This window comes from Azospirillum sp. VT-I1, assembly GCF_055698305.1.
The window spans coordinates 558070-577328 of record NZ_CP168806.1; the positions used below are offsets into that span (position 1 = coordinate 558070).

Here is a 19259-nt window from a genome sequence, read left to right on the forward strand (position 1 = left end):
CTCGGTCCCTTTCTTCACGGCGTCTTTTTCGACTGGGCGGGGTAAACCGCCCCCGCCTCGGTGGGGCGGTCGACCCGGCGGCAGACATAGACCTCGCGTTCCGGATGCCCGGTGATGGCGAAGCCGGCGCTGCGCAGCATCGCCTCGGCGCAGGCGGCGTTCGGCGCCCACCAGTTGGTCCAGTCGCGGGCGTACTCGTGTTCGATGAAATGCAGCTTCGGATAGCCGGGATCGTCGAAGTGATCCTGTTCGAAGAAGTCGTAGTCGGCGCGCACCGGCGCCACCTCGGCCGAGCCGCGCTGCATCGACTGGAAGATCATCAGGTCCTTTGCGACATGGTCGTGGATCAGGTCCAGCGCCAGCAGCGGGTGGCGCAGGTGATAGAGCACACCCATGAACAGCACGACGTCGAAGCTCTCACCCAGCGAGGCGACGTCGTAGACCGACATCTTGTGGAATTCGATGTCCTGGCCGGTCACCTCGGCGGCGAATTTGGCCTGGGCCAGATAGCGGTCGTCGAAGTCGATGGCCACCACCCGGTCGGCACCGCGGCGCTTCATCTCGATGGAGTAGAAGCCGCCGTTGCAGCCGATGTCGAGAACGGTGCGGCCGGTCAAATCCTTCGGCACCGCATGCTCGAAGCGCTTCCACTTCACGTTCGGATAGTCGTTCAGGAAATGGTCGGGCGCCGTGCGCACGCCGTTGAGGTCGATGTTGTGGAACCAGTCGCCGAGTTCTGCGACGCGTTCGCGGATCTGGTCGGCCGTCAGGCTCGTCATGCCGCACCCTCGTTGATGCTGTGGACCTTCAGCCCCCAATCGCCGGCGATCACGACGCTGCGGGAGGCCGGGCTGATTTCGAATCGTCCGTAGAAGTCCAGCGGCAGGCCCATGGCATGGGCCAGCGCCGCCTTGATGACGTCGCCATGGCTGACCAGCGCCAGCGTGCCGCCGGGATGGGCACGGCGCAGGCGGTCGAGCAGTGCGGCGATGCGCAACTGCGCCTCCGCCATCGACTCGCCGGGCGACTCACCGGGGGTCGGGCGGCCATGGCTGCGCGCCCGGTTCCACAGGTCCCAGGCGGGGTCGCCGTGCAGTTCCGCGAACCGCTTGCCGCTCCAGGTACCGAGGTCGAGTTCGTTCAGCGCGGGCTCGACGGTCAGGGGGAGGTTCTGCCGCTCGGCGATGGGGGTGGCGGTTTCGATGGCGCGTTCCAGCGGGCTGGACAGCACGGATGTTAGGCGCTGTGACGACAGGCACTCGGCCAGCGACTCGGCTTCCGCCAAGCCTTGGGCGCTCAGCGTGACGCCGGCCATGCGGCCGCACAGGACCGAGCCAAGCCGGTCGTGCGAACCGTGGCGCACCAGGATGAAAACGGTCTCCATGCCGCCGCTCACATCAGGCGGGTCGGCTTGGTCTCAAGTGGCTCCCCGGCGATGAAGCGCAGCGTGCGTTCCCGCGCCTCGTTGTCGGTGAACTGTTCGGGCGGCGACTTCATGAAGTAGCTGGACGGGCCGACCAGCGGGCCGGCGATGCCGCGGTCCAGCGCCAGCTTGGCGCAGCGCACCGCGTCGATGACGATGCCGGCGGAGTTGGGGCTGTCCCACACCTCCAGCTTCAGCTCCACATTCAGCGGCACGCCGCCGAAGGTGGTGCCTTCCAGCCGGATATGCGCCCATTTGCGGTCGGTCAGCCACGGCACATGGTCGCTGGGGCCGACATGCACGTCGTCCGGATCCAGCGGCACGTCGAGCTGGCTGGTCACCGCCTGGGTCTTGGAGATCTTCTTCGATTCCAGGCGCTCGCGCTCCAGCATGTTCTTGAAGTCGGTGTTGCCGCCGAAATTCAGCTGATAGGTGCGGTCCAGCCGCACGCCGCGCTCGCGGAACAGGTTGGCCAGCATGCGGTGGACGATGGTGGCACCGACCTGGCTCTTGATGTCGTCGCCGATGATCGGCAGCCCGCGCTCGGCGAATCGCCGCGCCCAGACGGGATTGGAGGCGATGAAGACCGGGATGCAGTTGACGAAGGCGCAGCCGGCCTCCAGCGCCTGTTCGGCGTAGAATTCGGTGGCCTGCTGCGAGCCGACCGGCAGGTATGAGACCAGGATGTCGGTGCCGGTGCGGCGCAGGGTTTCCGCCACGTTCACCGGCTGCTGCTCCGACTCCGCGATGTCGCCGGCGAGGTACTTGCCGATGCCGTCCAGCGTTGGGCCGCGTTCCACCTGCACACCGAAGCGCGGGGGCTTGGCGAAGCGGAAAGTATTATTAGGAGGTGCGAAAATAGCCTCTCCGACATCGAGCCCCACTTTCGATGCTGCAACATCGAAGGCTGCAGAAATCTCGATGTCTCCAACGTGATAGCCGCCGAGATCGACAGTCATAAGCCCCGGGGGCGGCTCATTGGCTTTGGCGTCGGCATAATAGCATATCCCTTGCACAAAAGATGATGCGCAATTTCCAACGCCTGCGATTGCTACCCGGAGCTTTTTCCCAGTCACGAAGCTCTCCCATCCTTAAATGCACATCATTTCACAGAGCGCGGATATTTGTAGACGCGAAAATGATTCATCGGAAGATCTGTCGTTGGTAGCAAGCCTTTTGGACAAGGTGCGCAATTTTTAAAGCCGGTGTTAACGTCGACAGTGAAGCTGCTGCAGCTCCTCCAGAGAGTTGCGAGTCGGCTCTGAAATAAAACCGCACAGGATTCCCTGGGCAACTTGCGGAGACGGGCCGGGGGGCTCGCGCTGACGAAGACCGCAGGTCAGCCCGTCGTTTCCACACGTCAACGTCAAGAATCGAATCAAAATCCTCGGAGGGACTTGTGGGAGAGACCGTTCTCGTCACTGGCGGCGCCGGCTTCATCGGCCGCCATGTCGCAAAGGCTCTGCTTGCCCGCGGCGACCGCGTCCGGGTGCTCGACAGTCTGATCGAACAGGTGCATCCGAGGCGGCAGCGTCCCGACGAACTGGATGCCGATGTGGAGCTGCTGGTCGGCGACGTGCGGGACGACGAGATGGTCGCCCGCGCGTTGGAGGGCGTCGATTCGGTGATCCACCTTGCGGCCGAAGTCGGCGTCGGCCAGAGCATGTATGCGGTCGACCGCTATACCTCGGTGAATGATTACGGCACCGCCGTCCTGTTCCAGCGCCTGATCGACAAGCCGGTGCGCCGGGTCGTCGTCGCGTCGTCGATGAGCATCTATGGCGAGGGTCTGTACCGCACCGCCGACGGCACGCTGATGGAGGACGTCGTCCGCGGCGGCCGCAACCCCGATGGCAGCTGGGATCCGCTCGACCAGCAGGGCCGGCCGCTGGTGCCGGTGCGCACGCCGGAAAGCAAGCGTCCGGCGCTGAAGTCGGTCTATGCCATCGGCAAATATGTGCAGGAACGGCTGACCCTGACGCTGACCGCGCAGTACGGGATGGAGGGCTCGGCCCTTCGCCTGTGGAACGCCTATGGGCCGGGGCAGGCGCTGTCGAACCCCTACACCGGCGTGCTGGCGATCTTCGCCTCGCGCATCGCCAACGGCCAGCGCCCGATGATCTTCGAGGACGGGCAGCAGCGCCGCGACTTCGTCCATGTCCGCGACGTCGCCCGCGCCTTCCTGCTGGCGCTCGACAACCCGGCGGCCAATGGCGAGGTGTTCAACATCGGCTCCGGCGAGGAGCGGACGGTGGAGGAGGTGGCGCTGATGCAGGCCGCCTCGATGGGCCGCGCCGACCTGTCGCCGGAGATCACCGGCAAGGCGCGCGCCGGCGACATCCGCCACAACATTCCCGACCTCACCAAGGCCCGCACCGTGCTGGGCTATGACCGGAAGGAGGATTTCTCCGAAGGTCTTGCCGAGCTGGCGGACTGGGTCGCCCGGCAGGAGGCGCAGGACCGCGTCGCCGATGCCCGCCGCGAACTGGAAGAGCGGGGTCTGGTGGCATGAGCGGCTCCAAGAACCCGGTCCTCATCACCGGCGGCGCCGGATTCATCGGATCGAACCTTGCCGACCGGTTGGCGTCGGATGGGCATGACGTGCTGATCTATGACGCGCTGCGCCGTCCGGGGGTGGAGCGGAACCTGCGCTGGCTGCAGTCCCGCCACCCGTCGCGCATCAGCGCCGTCACCGCCGACCTGCTCGACGAACAGGCGCTGGCCGACGCCGCCAGGGATGCCAAGGCGGTGTTCCATCTGGCCGCCCAGGTCGCGGTAACCACCAGCATGGTCGATCCCATCGACGATTTCGAGGTGAACATCCGCGGCACGCTCGCCCTGCTGGAGGCGGTGCGCCATCACAGCCACCGGCACGGCCGACGCACGCCGGTGATCTTCGCCAGCACCAACAAGGTCTACGGCGACCTCGCCGACGTGGCCCTGGAGCTGGTGGACGACGCCTATGCGCCGGCGGACCGGGCCATCCGCGCCCATGGCGTGTCGGAGGCGCGGCCGCTCGACTTCCACACCCCCTATGGCTGTTCCAAGGGGGCGGCGGACCAGTATGTGCTGGATTATGCCCGCAGCTTCGACCTGCCGACCGCGGTGCTGCGCATGAGCTGCATCTACGGCCCGCGCCAGATGGGCACGGAGGATCAGGGCTGGGTCGCCCATTTCCTGATCCGCGCCCTGAACGGCGAGCCGATCACCATCTACGGCGACGGCCGGCAGGTGCGCGACGTGCTGTTCGTCGCCGATGCGGTGCAGGCCTATGTCTCGGCCTGGGAGCGGATCGAGCAGGTGAAGGGCCGTGCCTTCAACCTCGGCGGCGGGGCCGCCAACGCCATCAGCCTGCGCCAGCTGATCGCCCATATCGAACATCTGATGGGCCGCAAGGTGGAGGTCGGTTTCGGCGACTGGCGGGCCGGCGACCAGCGCTATTACGTGTCGGACACCCGCGCGGCGCGCGATGCGCTGGGGCTGGCCGAGCCGACCGACTGGAAGCGCGGCGTGGCCCTGCTGGCCGACTGGCTGCGGGTGGAGAAGGGCGGCATGCCCACCCCCGTGCCGTCGCCCACGGTGGAGGCCGCCTGATGAGGGTTGCGCTGGTCAACCCGGCCTGGAGCTTCGACCACAGCATCTATTTCGGATGCCGCGAAGCGCATCTGCCGCTGGAGCTGGGATACAGTAAGGCGCTGCTGGAACAGGCCGGGCACGAGGTGCTGCTGCTGGACGGCGCGCTGGACGGCCTGTCGAACGCGGAAATGGCGGAGCGGGTCGCCGCCTTCGCAGCCCAAATGACCGTGCTGACCACGGCGCCGACCTACCTGTTCTGGCGCTGCGCCCAGCCGGAGCTGCGGGTGCCGCGGGAGTTCCTGGCGGCGCTGGGTGGGCGCGGCGGACGCACCGTCGCGGTCGGTCCGCACGGCTCCACCACCCCGGCACCGACGCTGAGCAAGCTCGGCGTCGATCTGGTGGTGCGCGGGGAGTGCGAGGAGATCGTCGCCAAGCTGGCCGATGGCGGGGTGCTGGACGACATTCCGGCGCTGGCCTTTCACCGGGACGGCGATCTGGTGGTGACCGGCGGGCCGCATGCGGCGCGCTTCACCGACCTGCCGGCGCTGTCCTGGCCGGTGGAGTGGCTGCAACGCCATCCGCACCACCACCACCGCTACGGCACCGAGTCGGTCGGGCCGGGGGCGGAGGTGGAGGCGTCTCGCGGCTGCCCCTACAACTGCAGCTTCTGCGCCAAGATCGACTTCCGCGACCAGTACCGGCGGCGCGACACCGCCATCATCCTGGAGGAGATCGACGGGCTGATCGCCGCCGGCGTGCGCTATGTCTACTTCATCGACGAGATCTTCCTGCCCCGGCGCGACCTGCTGGAAGCGCTGGTGGAACGGCCGGTCGAGTTCGGCGTGCAGACGCGCATCGACCTGTGGAAGCCGGACATGCTCGACCTCTTAGGCGCGGCCGGCTGCGTGTCGATCGAGGCCGGGGTGGAAAGCCTGACCGAGGAAGGCCGCGCCTCGCTCGACAAGAAGTGCCGGATGAGCACCGACGATCTGGCCGACCGGCTGATCCATGCCCGGCGCAGCGTGCCCTTCGTCCAGGCCAACCTGATCGCCATGGCCGGCGACGATGCCGACATGGTCAAGGCTTGGCGCGAGAAGCTGCTGGCCGCCGGGGTGTGGGCCAACGACCCGGTGCCGCTCTACCCCTATCCGGCCTCGCCCGACTACCGCCGCCTGTGGGGCGAACCGGACGACCGGGCGTGGGAACGGGCGCACGAGCATTATCTCGGCCAGTTCGACCGTCTGAGCGACATCCAGGAGGACGAGCCCTTGCCGCTGACGGAACTGGAGGCGGCATGCTCCTGCCGCTGACGAGTGCCCAGAAGAAGCCGCCACCCGCAGAACCCCCATACGTGCTGATGACGGCCGACAGCGTCGGCGGGGTGTGGACCTATGCGCTGGATCTGGCCCGCGAATTGGCGGGGCAGGGGACGCGGGTGACGCTGGCGGTGCTGGGGCCGTCGCCCCACCCGGATCAGGTCGCCGCCGCCGCCGCGGTGGACGGGCTGGAGTTGATCGACACCGGTCTGCCGCTCGACTGGACCGCCCCCAATGAGGCCGCGGTGCGCCGCACGGCGGAGGCGCTGGGCGATCTGGCGGCGCGCCTCGGCCCCGACGTCGTGCATCTGAACAGCCCGGCCCTGGCCGCCGACGCCGGCTTCACCATGCCGGTCGTCGGCGTCTGCCATTCCTGCATGGCGAGCTGGTGGGCGGCGGTGCGCGGCGGCGAAATGCCGGAGGATTTCCGCTGGCGGACGGAGCTGCTGCGCCGCGGCTATCAGGCCTGCGACGTGCTGGTGGCGCCCAGCGCCGCCTTCGCCGAAGCGACCGCGGCCCTGTATGGCGTGGCGCCGCCGGTGGTGGTGCGCAATGGGCGCTATGCCCGCAAGGCAGGACCGCGGCGGGCTGCGATGGGGCGGGACCGCTTCGTCTTCACCGCCGGGCGGCTGTGGGATTCGGGCAAGAACGTCGAACTGCTGGATGCGGCGGCGAAGCTGCTGGAGGTGCCGGTCTTCGCCGCCGGGCCGCTGGAAAGCCCGACCGGGCACCGGGTGGCGCTGAGCCATGCCCGGGCGCTGGGGCGCCTCGACGGCGCGTCGGTCGCCGGCTGGATGGCGCGGTCGCCGGTCTTCGCCTCGCTTCCGCTCTACGAGCCGTTCGGGCTGACGGTGCTGGAGGCGGCGCAGGCCGGCTGCGCGCTGGTGCTGTCCGACATCGCCAGCTTCCGCGAGTTATGGGACGGTGCGGCCATCTTCGCCGATCCCGGCGACGCGAAGGCGCTGGCCGAGATCCTGCGCCGGCTGCTCGACGACCCGCTGGAGGCGCGCCGGCTCGGCACCGCCGCCCGCCGCCGTTCCGCCCGCTATGACATGGACCGGCTCACCGCCGGGATGCTCGGCGTCTATCGGTCGGTGACGCACCCCGTGCGTTCGGAGGTGATCGCGTGAGGATCGTCTATTTCACCCATTCGCTGTCCTCCTGCTGGAACCATGGCAACGCCCATTTCCTGCGCGGGGTTCTGCGCGACCTGATCGCCCGCGGCCATAACGTGCAGGTGCTGGAACCGGAAGGCGCCTGGAGCCTGCAGAACCTGCTGGCCGACCATGGCGAGGCCGGGCTCGATGCCTATCGCAGTGCCTATCCGGAACTGTCGTCGCGGACGATGCCGAAGGGCTTCGAGGTGGAGGCCGCCTGTGATGGCGCCGATCTGGTGATCGTTCATGAATGGAACGACCCGGCGCTGGTCGCGGCGGTGGGCTACGCCCGCAAGCGCGGCGGCCGCTTCACCCTGCTGTTCCACGACACCCATCACCGCGCGGTCAGCGAGCCGGAGGCGATCAACGCCTTCGACCTGTCAGGCTACGACGGCGTGCTGGCCTTCGGCGAGACGCTGGCGGCCGTCTATCGCCGCTGGGGCTGGGAAGGCCGCGTCTTCGTCTGGCACGAGGCCGCCGACATCCGGCTGTTCCATCCGCCCAGCGAAGAAGGGCAACGTGAAGGCGCGGTGTGGATCGGCAATTGGGGCGACGGCGAGCGGACGGAGGAGTTGGAGCGCTTCCTCTTCGCCCCGGTCAGGGATGCCGGCCTGCCGCTGGAAATCTACGGCGTGCGCTATCCGGCCGCCGCGCTGGCGACGCTGAAGCGCTACGGCATCGCCTACAAGGGCTGGCTGCCGAACGCGCGGGCGCCGGAAATCTTCGCCCGCCATCGCGTCACCGCCCATGTGCCGCGCCGCTTCTATGTCGATCTGCTGCCCGGCATTCCGACCATCCGCGTGTTCGAGGCGCTGGCCTGCGGCATCCCCTTGGTCAGCGCGCCGTGGAGCGATGCGGAAGGGCTGTTCCGCCCCGGCCGCGACTTCCTGTTCGCCCGCAATGGCGAGGAGATGGCCCACCATCTGCGCGCCGTCGACCGGGACGAGGGGCTGCGCGCCGAGCTGGTCCGCAACGGGCTGGAGACGATCCGCGCCCGCCACACCTGCGCCCATCGCGTCGACGAGTTGCTGTCCATCGCCGGCAGCCTGCGCGGCAATCAAAAAGAACCGGTTCTCGAGGAGTCCGCCCGATGAAGATGGCCTTTTACGGGTCGAGCCTGCTGTCCTCCTACTGGAACGGCGCCGCCACCTATTACCGCGGCATGCTGAGCGAACTGGCCAAGCATGGCTGGGACATCACCTTTTACGAACCGGATGCCTTCGACCGCCAGAAGCACCGCGACATCGAGCCGCCGGACTATGCCAGGGTCGTCGTCTATGACGCGACGCCCGAGGCCTGCCGCGCGGTGATCGCCGAAGCGGTGAAGGCCGACGTGGTGGTGAAGGCCAATGGCGTCGGCGTCTTCGACGACGAGCTGCTGGACGGCGTGATGGATGCCGCCAACCCGCAGGCCCTGCGCATCTATTGGGACGTGGACGCCCCGGCGACGCTGGCGGAGCTGCGGCAGGCGCCCGACCATGTGCTGCGCCGCCGCCTGCCGGAGCTGGACTTCGTGCTGACCTATGGCGGCGGGCCGCCGGTCGTCTCGGCCTATGAAGCGATGGGGGCGCCGGTCTGCCGGCCGATCTACAACGCGCTTGACCCGTCGACCCACCATCCGGTGCCGCCGCAGGACCGCTTCCGCGCCGACCTGAACTTCCTCGGCAACCGGCTGCCCGACCGCGAGGCGCGGGTGGAGCGCTTCTTCCTGGAGCCGGCGGCGCGCAACCCTGACGCCCGCTACATCATCGGCGGCAGCGGTTGGGAGACCAAGGGCCTGCCGGCCAACGTCATCCACATCGGTCATGTCGGCACCGCCGACCACAACGCCTTCAACACCTCGGCCAAGGCCGTGCTGAACATCGCCCGCGACAGCATGGCGGAGGTGGGATTCTCCCCCGCCACCCGCGTGTTCGAGGCTGCCGGCGCCGGCGCCTGCCTGATCACCGACGCCTGGGAGGGGGTGGAGCTGTTCCTGGCCCCGGACGAGGAGGTGCTGGTCGCCCGCGACGGGCAGGACGTGACCGAGCATCTGCGGGCGCTGACGCCGGAACGCTCCCGCGCCATCGGCGAGGCGGCGCGGCGCCGCATCCTGGCAGGCCATACTTATGCCCGCCGGGCGGTCGAGGTGGACCAGCTGTTGCGCGGCGCGCTGGCCGCCCGCCGGGAACGGAGCGCGGCATGAAGCTGGTCGTTTTGGGACTCAGCCTGTCCTCCTCCTGGGGCAACGGGCACGCCACCACCTTCCGCGCGCTGCTGAAGTCGTTTGCCGCGCGTGGGCACGAGATCCTGTTCCTGGAGCGCGACGTTCCCTGGTACGCCAGCAACCGCGACCTGCCGAATCCGGGCTGGTGCGAACTGGCCTTCTATAAGGACCTGGAGGATCTGAAGCGCTTCACCGCCGCCGTCGCCGGGGCGGACGCGGTGCTGGTCGGATCCTATGTGCCGGAGGGTGTTGCGGTCGGGCGCTGGGCGCAGGAGACGACGCGCGGCGTCGTCGCCTTCTACGACATCGACACGCCGGTGACGCTCGCGAAGCTGGAGCGCGGCGATTACGAGTATCTCGCTCCGGAGGTCATCCCCGGCTTTGATGTGTATTTCTCCTTCACCGGCGGGCCGACGCTCGACCGGCTGATGGAGCAGTATGGTTCGCCGGCCGCCCGCGCGCTCTATTGCTCGGTGGATGCGGAGGCTTACGCGCCGCTGCCGGTGCCCAAGCGCTGGGACCTCAGCTATCTCGGCACCTACAGCATCGACCGCCAGCCGACGCTGGACCGCCTGCTGCTGGAGCCGGCGCGGCGGGCACCGGAGCTGCGTTTCGTCGTCGCCGGGCCGCAGTACCCGGACGACATCGTCTGGCCGGCCAATGTGGAGCGGCTGCACCATGTGCCGCCGGCCGACCATCCCGCCTTCTACGCGGCGAGCCGCTTCACCCTGAACGTGACGCGCGAGGACATGATCCGCGCCGGCTACAGCCCCAGTGTCCGCCTGTTCGAAGCGGCGGCCTGCGCCACGCCGATCATCTCCGACATCTGGGACGGCATCGACACGCTGCTGGAGCCAGGGCGGGAGATCATCCTGGCGGAAAGCGCCGACGAGGTGCTGGAGGTGCTGTGCCGGCCCGCGGCGGAGGGCGAGATCGGCGAACAGGCGCGGCGGCGGATCCTGGCGGCGCACACCGCGGCGCATCGGGCCGAGACGCTGGAGACGGAGCTGGTTGCGGCGGTGGAGCGGGGGCTTGCCCCCACCCCAACCCTCCCCCGCTGGGCGGGGGAGGGGGCAGGCGCCTGATTGGAGAGCGGCGGCAGTCCCTCCCCGCCCAGCGGGGAGGTTAGGTGGGGGCAAATCGACGGTTCACGGCACCCGCTTCTTCTCCAGCTTGCGGGCCAGCGTGCGGCGGTGCATGCCCAGCCGCCGCGCCGTCTCCGAGATGTTGAAGTTGGTCTCCACCAGCGTTTCGTGGATGCGCTCCCACTCCAGGTTCTTGATCGAGGTGGTGCGGGCGGCGGGGGCGATGGAGGTGTCGCCTTCGGTGCGGTCGAACGCCGCCTCGATGTCGTCGGTGTTGGACGGCTTGGCCAGATAGTGGCAGGCGCCGAGCTTGATCGCCTCAACCGCCGTGGCGATGCTGGCGAAGCCGGTCAGCACGACGATGCGGGTGTCCTCGTCCGCCTCGTGCAGTTCCTTCACGCATTCCAGGCCGGAGCCGGTGGCGAGCTTCAGGTCGACCACGGCAAAGTCGGGCTGCATCGTCTGCAGAAGCTCGCGCATCTCCTCCAGACCGGCGCAGGCATGCACCTCGTAGCCGCGGCGCTCAAAAGACCGGCGAAGCGCCCGGGCGAAGGCGGCGTCGTCCTCGACGATCAGCAGGGTGCGGGGGCCGCCGTCCAGCTCGGGCATCTCCTGCTCAGTCGTCTCCATCGGCGCCTCCCGGCGACAGGGCGGCCAGCGGCAGGGTCAGCGTCACGGTGGCGCCGCCGCCGGCCCGGTTCTTGGCCGAGACGGTGCCGCCCAGCTTGCGCAGCACATTGACCACCAGGAACAGGCCGAGCCCGCTGCCCGGCCGCTTCTTGGTGGAGCGGTAGGGCTTGCCCAGCTCCTCCAGGATGGCGGGATCGAATCCGGGGCCGGAATCGTTGACCGCCACCACCAGATTGTCACCCTGCCGCAGCGCTGCGACGCCGATCCAGCCCGGCGACGCCTCCAGCGCGTTGTCCAGCACGTTGAACAGCACCTGTTTCAGGGCGAGGTCGGCGATCATCCGCTCCTGCGGGCCGACGGTGTTGTCGTACTCGAACCGGCCGGGGGAGCGGCTGGACAGCCAGTCCTGCACCAGATCGTCGAGGAAGCTCTTCACCGTGGTGCGCACCGTGCCCTCGCCGCGCGCCTCGCCGGACGACAGCAGGATGCCCGACACGATGGCCTTGCAGCGGTCGATCTGGTTCTGCATCTCCGCCATCTCGTCCGCCAGGTCGGGGTCGGATTTCAGCGATGGCATGCGGCGCCAGTCGTTGAGGATCACCGACAGGGTGGCGAGCGGCGTGCCCAGCTCGTGCGCCGCACCCGAGGCCAGCAGGCCCATGCGGACGATGTGCGCCTCCTCCATCGAGCGCTGGCGCAGTTCGGCCAGATAGGCGTCGCGGGCGCGCAGGTTGCGGTTGATCTGGGTGAGGAAGGGGACCAGCAGGCTCGCCGCCAGCACGAAGCAGATGAACATGCCCTGGATGTGCAGGCTGAACAGCTCGCCCTCATGGGCATGGGGCAGGGGAAGCGGCTGGTAGGTGCCGGTCAGCCAGGTGAAGCCGGCGGTCGCCACCAGCACCAGCGCCCAGGCCGACCATGCCTCCAGCAGCACGGCACCCAGCGCCACCTGAAGAAGATAGAGCGAGATGAAGGGGTTGGACGCGCCGCCGCTGAGATAGAGCTGCAGGGTCAGCGCCCAGACGTCGATCAGCAGTTCCAGGAACAGCTGTGTGTTGGACACGGCCGAACTGCGGCGGATGTGGATCAGGCTGGCGATGTTCAGCGCGACCAGGACGAAGATCACCGCCGCCATCGGCAGCAGCGGCAGCCGGATGCCCATCTGCAGATGGACGATCAGGATCGTCACGATCTGCCCGACGACGGCGAGCCAACGCAGCTGGACGAGCAGGAACAGGTTTTTGCGGTCGGTGGTGTCACGCACGAAAGACGTCCTGTTCCTCGCCGCGGTTCATCAGTCCACCGACTTATATAGAGAGTTACCGGCGGGAGGGGAGTTTTAGGACGTCCTTTTCCTTTATGCCCGCGTTACGCCCGCCTGCGCCGCATCTCGCTGCGGATCACGAACAGGACGGCGGCGATCAGCATCAGGTCCAGCGCGAACCAGGTCAGCGCATAGCCGAGATGGCTGTTGGGGAAGCTGACCACGGTCAACCCGCCGACCGGCCAGCCGCCGGGATTGCGGGCGGAGTCGGCGTCGATGAAATAGGGGGCGGCCCGCTCCAGCCCCTTGGCCGAGGCGATGGCGGCGATGTCGCGGGAATACCAGCGCCCGGCGGCCGGGTCGTTGCTGCGCAGGAAGCCGCCCTTCGGCTCGGTGACGCGCAGAAGGCCGGCGACGGTCACCTCGCCCTGCGGCTGTCCCTCGGCACGGGTCGCGGGATCGCGCTTTTCCGGGGGCACGAAGCCGCGGTTGACCAGGACGGTGAAGCCGCGGTCGGTGACCAGCGGCGTCAGCAGCCAGAATCCGCCGCCGAGGTCGGAGACCGCCTGCACCAGCGTTTCGCGGTCGTGCAGGAAGCGGCCGGTGACGGCGACCCGGCGGTATTCGTCCGACGCGGCGGAGACGGCCGGCCAGGCTTCCGGCCCCGGAGCGGGGGCCGGAGAGGCGTGGATGCGGGTTTCCACCCGCTCGATCAGGTCGAGCTTCCAGGCCCGCCGCTCCAGCTGCCAGACGCCGAGCGCGGTCAGGCCGGCGATGCCGGCCAGCGCCAGAAGGCCGAAGAGGGCCAGCGCCCAGACCGGGCGGGCCCCCTTGGCCGTGCCGCCCGCACGGGGCGCGGACGGCTGTCCGGTCACGGCAGCTTGCTCATGTCCGGGGTGTTCATGCCGGGCATCATGTTGTGGTTCATGTGGTACATCACCCACAGCGAACCGGCGAACATGATGACCACGACGATGATCGTGAAGATCATCGCCAGCATCGACCAGCCGCCCTCGACGCGGCCGTTCATGTGCAGGAAATACACCATGTGAACGACGATCTGGACCACGGCCAGCGCCAGGATGACGACGGTGGTGGTTTCCTTGTCCAGCGTGCCGTTCATGACCAGCCAGAACGGAATGACCGTCAGGATGACCGACAGGACGAAACCGATCATGTAGCTGCCGAAGGTGCCGTGGGCGCCTTCCGGGTGGCCGTGGCCATGATCGTCGTGGCCGTGACCATGGCCCTGATGCCCGTGGCCCTGATGGGCGTGGTGGTCGCCGTGCGCGTGGGTGCTCATCGCAGCACTCCCATCAGATAGACGTAGGTGAAGACACCGATCCAGATCACGTCCAGGAAGTGCCAGAACATGCTGAGGCACATCAGGCGCCGGCGGTTGGCCGGGATCAGGCCGCGGCGGGCGACCTGGACCATCAGCGTCACCAGCCAGATGCAGCCGAAGGTGACGTGCAGGCCGTGGGTGCCGACCAGGGTGAAGAAGGCCGACAGGAAGGCGCTGCGGCCGGGGCCGGCCCCTTCGTGGATCAGGTGCGCGAACTCGTACAGCTCGATGCCGAGGAAGGCGAGGCCGAACAGCAGCGTCACGACCAGCCAGCCCTGGGTCTGGGCGGTGCGGCCCTTCTCCATCGCCAGCATGGCGAAGCCGTAGGTGATGGAGGAGAACAGCAGCATCGCCGTGTTCAGCGCCACCAGATTCAGGTCGAACAGCTCCTTCGGCGTCGGACCGGCGGCGTAGCTGGTGCCCAGCACGCCGTAGGTCGCGAACAGGACCGCGAAGATGAGGCAGTCGCTCATCAGGTAGATCCAGAAGCCGAGCGCGGTGCTGGCGGCTTCGTGGGCGTGCTCGTCCCTCACATAGAAGACGGGCGGGGTGGCGTCGCGCGGGGCATCGTGCCCCGCGTGACCGCCATGCATGGCTTCAACGGTCGTCGTCATGCTTTACACCTGTCCCGCGAGCAGACGGGTCCGCTCGTTCTCGGTCCGAACGACCTCCTCCACCGGAATGTGGAAGTCGCGGTTGTAGTTGAAGGTATGGCTGATGGCGACCACCAGCAGGCCGATGAAGCTCAGCGCCGCCAGCCACCAGATATGCCAGACCAGGGCGAAGCCGAGCACGGTGCTGATGCCGGCCAGGATCACGCCGGTGCCGGTGTTGCTGGGCATGTGGATCGGGCGGTAGCCGTCCAGCGGACGGGCATAGCCGCGCTTCTTCATGTCCCACCACGCGTCATTGTCGTGGATCACCGGCGTGAAGGCGAAGTTGTAGCCCGGAGGCGGCGAGGAGGTCGCCCATTCCAGGGTACGGCCGTCCCACGGGTCGCCGGTGACGTCGACCAGCTGGCGGCGCTTCAGGACGCTGACGGCGATCTGGACCAGGAAGGCACCGATGCCGATGGCGATCAGGACGGCGCCGACCGCGGCGATCTGGAACCAGATCTGCAGCGACGGGTCCTCGAACACGCGCAGGCGGCGGGTGACGCCCATCAGGCCCAGGACGTAGAGCGGCATGAAGGCGACGTAGAAGCCGATCACCCAGAACCAGAAGGACACCTTGCCCCAGAACGGATCCAGGCGGAAGCCGAAGGCCTTGGGCCACCAGTAGTAGATGCCGGCGAACAGGCCGAAGAGCACGCCGCCGATGATGACGTTGTGGAAGTGGGCGATCAGGAACAGGCTGTTGTGCAGCACGAAGTCGGCCGGCGGAACCGCCAGCAGCACGCCGGTCATGCCGCCGATCACGAAAGTCAGCATGAAGGCGACCGTCCACATCATCGGCAGCTCGAACCGGATGCGGCCGCGGTACATGGTGAACAGCCAGTTGAAGATCTTCGCACCCGTCGGGATCGAGATGATCATCGTCGTGATGCCGAAGAACGAGTTCACGCTGGCGCCGGAGCCCATGGTGAAGAAGTGGTGCAGCCACACCAGGTAGGACAGGATGGTGATGACGACGGTCGCGTAGACCATCGAGGTGTAGCCGAACAGCCTCTTGCCGCAGAAGGTGGAGGTCACCTCCGAGAAGATGCCGAAGCAGGGCAGGATCAGGATGTAGACTTCCGGGTGGCCCCAGATCCAGATCAGGTTCACGTACATCATGGGGTTGCCGCCCATGTCGCTCGTGAAGAAATGGGTGCCGACATAGCGGTCAAGCGACAGCAGGACCAGCACGGCGGTCAGGACCGGGAAGGAGGCGACGATCAGGACGTTGGTGCAGAGCGAGGTCCAGGTGAAGACCGGCATCTTCATCATGGTCATGCCGGGGGCGCGCATCTTCACGATCGTGCAGATCAGGTTGATGCCCGACAGCGTCGTTCCGACGCCCGCCACCTGCAAGGCCCAGATGTAGTAATCGACCCCGACGTCGGGACTGGCCTCGATCCCCGACAGCGGCGGATAGGCCAGCCAGCCGGTGCGCGCGAACTCGCCCACGAACAGTGAGGCCATGATCAGCACGGCGCCGCCGACGGTCATCCAGAAGCTGAAATTGTTCAGGAACGGGAAGGACACGTCGCGCGCGCCGATCTGCAGCGGCACGACATAGTTCATCAGGCCCGTCACCAGCGGCATGGCGACGAAGAAGATCATGATCACACCGTGGGCGGTGAAGACCTGATCGTAGTGATGGGCGTTGAGGTAGCCCTCGCTGCCGTTGAAGGCGATGGCCTGCTGGGCGCGCATCATGATGGCGTCGGCGAAGCCGCGCAGCAGCATGATGAGGCCCAGGATCATGTACATGATGCCGATGCGCTTGTGGTCGACGGTGGTGAACCACTCCCGCCACAGGTAGCCCCACAGCTTGAAGTAGCTGAGGGCCGCGACCAGCGCGATGCCGCCGAGCATGACCGCGAAGAAGGTCGCGACCACGATCGGCTCGTGATAGGGGAAGGAGTTCAGGCTGAGGCGCCCGAACAGGAAGGTCGACAGTGTCTCTAGCATGCCGGTGTGCCCAATCAGGGATTGGCCAGCCGCTGCGGCCCGGCCTGGGAGGCGGACGCGCTGATCGGCGTGACGATGGGGCGCTGCACGGCGCCCGAGTTTGCGGCGGCTTCGACCGCCTCGGCGACGGTGCACAGGCCGGTCGGCTGCGTGTCCGGGAAGCCGGTCAGCGTGTTGCCGCGCAGGATGGCGTTGGCAACGGCCATGCCGCCGGCGTTCAGCCCGCCCGCACGGTCGATGGCGGCCATGTCGCTCATGCACATGGTGCCGGGACGCACGCACATGTTGACGACGGCGCTGAACAGCTTCGGATCGACGGTGCCGAAATGCTGGACCGGGACCGCCTCGCTCGGCTTTTCAAGCGCGATGTAGGCGTTGCGGTCGAGCGGGTTGGCCGCCGACTTCACCTTGGCCACCCAGCCGTCGAAATCCTGGTCCGACAGGCCGTGGAAGGCGAAGCGCATGTGCGAGAAGCCCGCACCGCTGTAGTTGGACGAGAAGCCCTTGTAGGTCCCCGGCTCGTTGATCACGGCGTGGAGCTTCGTCTCCATGCCCGGCATGGCGTAGATCATGCCCGCCAGCGCCGGAACGTAGAAGGAGTTCATCACCGTCGAGGCGGTGAGGCTGAAGCGGATCGGCCGGTCCACCGGCGCCGCCATCTCGTTCACGGACGCGATGCCGTATTCGGGATAGACGAACAGCCATTTCCAGTCGAGCGCCACCACCTGCACCTCCAGCGGCTTCACGCCGGCCGGCAGGGGCTTGTCGGCCGCGATGCGGTCGAGCGGACGGTAGGGGTCGAGCTTGTGGGTGGTGACCCAGGTGATGGCCCCCAGGCAGATGATGATCAGCAGCGGGGCTGCCCAGATCACCAGTTCGAGCTGCGTCGAATGGTCCCAGTCCGGTTCGTAGCGGGCCGTGTTATTGGACTGACGGTAACGCCAGGCGAACAGCACGGTAAGCGCCATGACCGGGACGATGATCAGCAGCATCAGCAGGGTGGAGATGACCACAAGGTCTCCCTGCTGGCTGGCAACGTCGCCGGCCGGGTTCAGCACGACCAGGTTGCAGCCACTCAACGCCGCCATCACTGGCAGCAGGGCGATTGCGCGATAACGGCTCAAGGCAGGACCTGTATCATAAGGTTTGCTTTGGGGAGACAGCTAGCGTCCATGCCCCAGCGGCGACATTGGACAATTTGTCCAATGCCCCGACTCCTGCGCGCTTGACAGGTCACCGAATGTTGCGGTGACATATTGTATGATCTACGGATCATCGCAAGCGAAATAACGCAGCCGGAGCCGACATGATGAATTCATCTACCGCGGCGTTCGAACGGGATGCGAGGCTGGTGAACGCGCGGCATCACGGGGTTAACCCCGGAGAAATCGCCATCGGCGTTATCATCGGCCGAACATCCGAGTTCTTCGACTTCTTCGTTTACGCCATTGCTTCCGTGATCGTCTTCCCGAAGCTGGTGTTTCCCTATGTCGATCCGCTGACAGGCACGCTTTGGTCTTTTGCCATCTTCGCGCTGGCCTTCGTCGCGCGGCCGATCGGCACCTTCATCTTCATGGCCATCGACGACAATTACGGGCGCAGCGCGAAGCTGACCATCGCCCTGTTCCTGCTGGGCGGGTCGACGGTGGCGCTGGCCTTCCTGCCGGGATATGAGGCGATCGGCGTCGCATCCGCCTGGTTGCTGGCGCTGTCCCGCATCGGGCAGGGCGTGGCGCTGGGCGGCACCTGGGACGGCTTGGCCTCGCTTCTGGCGATGAACGCGCCGGAGAACAAGCGTGGCTGGTATGCGATGATCCCGCAGCTGGGCGCGCCCATCGGCCTGATCGTGGCGAGCGGCCTGTTCGCCTACATGGTCAACAGCCTGTCGGCGGAGGATTTCTTCGCCTGGGGCTGGCGCTATCCCTTCTTCGTCGCCTTCGCCATCAACGTGGTGGCGCTGTTCGCCCGGCTGCGTCTGGTCCAGACGCCGGAGTTCGAGCGGCTGTTCCGGAACCGCGAACTGCAGCCCGCCCCGGTGGTGGAGACGCTGCAGATGGAGGGCAAGCGCGTGGTGATCGGCGCCTTCGCGCCGCTGGCCAGCTTCGCCCTGTTCCACATGGTCACCGTCTTCCCGCTGTCCTGGATCTTCCTGAACGCGCAGCACGAGACCGGGACCTTCCTGGTGATCGAGGTGATCGCCGCCGCCTTCGGCATCGCCGCCATCGTCGCCTCCGGCTACATCGCCGACCGGGTCGGGCGGCGGACCCTGCTGGGCAGCTGCGCCGCCGCCATCGCGGTGTTCAGCGGCTTCGCACCCCTGCTGCTCGACGCCGGGCAGACCGGCGAGGCGGTGTTCATGGTGGTCGGCTTCATCATCCTCGGCCTGTCCTTCGGCCAGTCGTCGGGATCGGTGGCGTCCGGCTTCAGCCAGCAGTACCGCTACACCGGCTCGGCCATGACCTCCGATCTGGCGTGGCTGTTCGGGGCGGGCTTTGCACCCTTCGTGGCGCTGTACCTGTCCAGCCAGTTCGGGCTGGTCGCGTCCGGCCTCTACCTGCTGTCGGGTGCGGTCTGCACGCTGGTGGCGCTGCGGATCAACAAGACCCTGTCCTCGTGACGGGGACGGCCAGCTGAGTGGCAAC

General features: G+C 67.5%; 18 protein-coding genes. 8 read left to right on the top strand and 10 right to left on the bottom strand.

Annotation, left to right across the window (positions count from 1 at the left end; all coding sequences use genetic code 11):
- Window positions 1-14 precede the first annotated feature (14 nt).
- Genes AB8P05_RS31045 through AB8P05_RS31055 form a run of 3 tightly spaced genes read right to left on the bottom strand, consistent with a single transcriptional unit; the run spans window position 15 to window position 2499 of the window.
- The gene (locus tag AB8P05_RS31045; protein WP_472761808.1) at window positions 15-779 is read right to left on the bottom strand and encodes a TIGR04290 family methyltransferase; all 765 of its coding nucleotides are present in this window, start codon (window positions 777-779) and stop codon (window positions 15-17) included.
- On the bottom strand, window positions 776-1384 hold the full coding sequence (locus AB8P05_RS31050) for a histidine phosphatase family protein (RefSeq protein ID WP_472761809.1): 609 nt from the start codon (window positions 1382-1384) through the stop codon (window positions 776-778). The genes AB8P05_RS31045 and AB8P05_RS31050 overlap by 4 nt, the downstream gene beginning before the upstream one ends.
- 8 nt (window positions 1385-1392) lie before the next feature.
- Window positions 1393-2499 (bottom strand): inositol-3-phosphate synthase, encoded by a 1107-nt coding sequence (locus AB8P05_RS31055; RefSeq protein ID WP_472761810.1) that lies wholly within the window; start codon window positions 2497-2499, stop codon window positions 1393-1395.
- 323 nt (window positions 2500-2822) lie between these two features.
- On the opposite strand from AB8P05_RS31055, the gene AB8P05_RS31060 reads away from it, so the two are divergent.
- Genes AB8P05_RS31060 through AB8P05_RS31090 form a run of 7 tightly spaced genes read left to right on the top strand, consistent with a single transcriptional unit; the run spans window position 2823 to window position 10763 of the window.
- On the top strand, window positions 2823-3935 hold the full coding sequence (locus tag AB8P05_RS31060) for an NAD-dependent epimerase/dehydratase family protein (protein WP_472761811.1): 1113 nt from the start codon (window positions 2823-2825) through the stop codon (window positions 3933-3935).
- Window positions 3932-5017, top strand: a complete 1086-nt coding sequence (locus AB8P05_RS31065) for an NAD-dependent epimerase/dehydratase family protein (protein WP_472761812.1) — start codon at window positions 3932-3934, stop codon at window positions 5015-5017. Before AB8P05_RS31060 ends, AB8P05_RS31065 begins: the two co-directional genes overlap by 4 nt.
- Window positions 5017-6309, top strand: a complete 1293-nt coding sequence (locus AB8P05_RS31070; RefSeq protein WP_472761813.1) for a TIGR04295 family B12-binding domain-containing radical SAM protein — start codon at window positions 5017-5019, stop codon at window positions 6307-6309. The genes AB8P05_RS31065 and AB8P05_RS31070 overlap by 1 nt, the downstream gene beginning before the upstream one ends.
- On the top strand, window positions 6294-7445 hold the full coding sequence (locus AB8P05_RS31075) for a glycosyltransferase family 4 protein (RefSeq protein ID WP_472761814.1): 1152 nt from the start codon (window positions 6294-6296) through the stop codon (window positions 7443-7445). Before AB8P05_RS31070 ends, AB8P05_RS31075 begins: the two co-directional genes overlap by 16 nt.
- Window positions 7442-8566: a CgeB family protein gene (locus AB8P05_RS31080; protein ID WP_472761815.1), complete on the top strand. Its 1125-nt coding sequence runs from the start codon at window positions 7442-7444 to the stop codon at window positions 8564-8566. Before AB8P05_RS31075 ends, AB8P05_RS31080 begins: the two co-directional genes overlap by 4 nt.
- The gene (locus AB8P05_RS31085) at window positions 8563-9657 is read left to right on the top strand and encodes a CgeB family protein (protein ID WP_472761816.1); all 1095 of its coding nucleotides are present in this window, start codon (window positions 8563-8565) and stop codon (window positions 9655-9657) included. Before AB8P05_RS31080 ends, AB8P05_RS31085 begins: the two co-directional genes overlap by 4 nt.
- Window positions 9654-10763 carry a CgeB family protein gene (locus AB8P05_RS31090; RefSeq protein ID WP_472761817.1) on the top strand — a complete coding sequence of 370 codons (1110 nt, stop codon included), beginning with the start codon at window positions 9654-9656 and terminating at the stop codon, window positions 10761-10763. Before AB8P05_RS31085 ends, AB8P05_RS31090 begins: the two co-directional genes overlap by 4 nt.
- A gap of 63 nt (window positions 10764-10826) precedes the next feature.
- On the opposite strand, the gene AB8P05_RS31095 is transcribed toward AB8P05_RS31090, so the two are convergent.
- The 7 genes from AB8P05_RS31095 to cyoA all read right to left on the bottom strand — a co-directional run bounded on the left by AB8P05_RS31095 (window position 10827) and on the right by cyoA (window position 17741).
- Window positions 10827-11393 carry a response regulator transcription factor gene (locus AB8P05_RS31095; RefSeq protein WP_455175880.1) on the bottom strand — a complete coding sequence of 189 codons (567 nt, stop codon included), beginning with the start codon at window positions 11391-11393 and terminating at the stop codon, window positions 10827-10829.
- Window positions 11380-12657, bottom strand: a complete 1278-nt coding sequence (locus AB8P05_RS31100) for an ATP-binding protein (protein WP_455175881.1) — start codon at window positions 12655-12657, stop codon at window positions 11380-11382. Before AB8P05_RS31100 ends, AB8P05_RS31095 begins: the two co-directional genes overlap by 14 nt.
- 104 nt (window positions 12658-12761) lie before the next feature.
- The gene (locus AB8P05_RS31105) at window positions 12762-13532 is read right to left on the bottom strand and encodes an SURF1 family protein (protein WP_472761818.1); all 771 of its coding nucleotides are present in this window, start codon (window positions 13530-13532) and stop codon (window positions 12762-12764) included.
- Window positions 13529-13960, bottom strand: coding sequence for a cytochrome o ubiquinol oxidase subunit IV (gene cyoD / locus AB8P05_RS31110; protein ID WP_472761819.1), 432 nt, complete (start codon window positions 13958-13960; stop codon window positions 13529-13531). The genes AB8P05_RS31105 and cyoD overlap by 4 nt, the downstream gene beginning before the upstream one ends.
- A complete protein-coding gene (cyoC, locus tag AB8P05_RS31115) occupies window positions 13957-14595 on the bottom strand; it encodes a cytochrome o ubiquinol oxidase subunit III (RefSeq protein ID WP_044553647.1) in 639 nt (212 codons plus the stop codon). The genes cyoD and cyoC overlap by 4 nt, the downstream gene beginning before the upstream one ends.
- A gap of 24 nt (window positions 14596-14619) precedes the next feature.
- Entirely contained in the window at window positions 14620-16617 is a 1998-nt protein-coding gene (cyoB, locus tag AB8P05_RS31120) for a cytochrome o ubiquinol oxidase subunit I (RefSeq protein ID WP_472761820.1), read from the bottom strand.
- A gap of 14 nt (window positions 16618-16631) precedes the next feature.
- Window positions 16632-17741, bottom strand: coding sequence for a ubiquinol oxidase subunit II (gene cyoA / locus AB8P05_RS31125; protein WP_472761821.1), 1110 nt, complete (start codon window positions 17739-17741; stop codon window positions 16632-16634).
- A 182-nt stretch (window positions 17742-17923) separates the two neighbouring features.
- Between cyoA and AB8P05_RS31130 the strand changes: the two genes are divergently transcribed.
- Entirely contained in the window at window positions 17924-19234 is a 1311-nt protein-coding gene (locus AB8P05_RS31130) for an MFS transporter (RefSeq protein WP_472761822.1), read from the top strand.
- Window positions 19235-19259 lie beyond the last annotated feature (25 nt).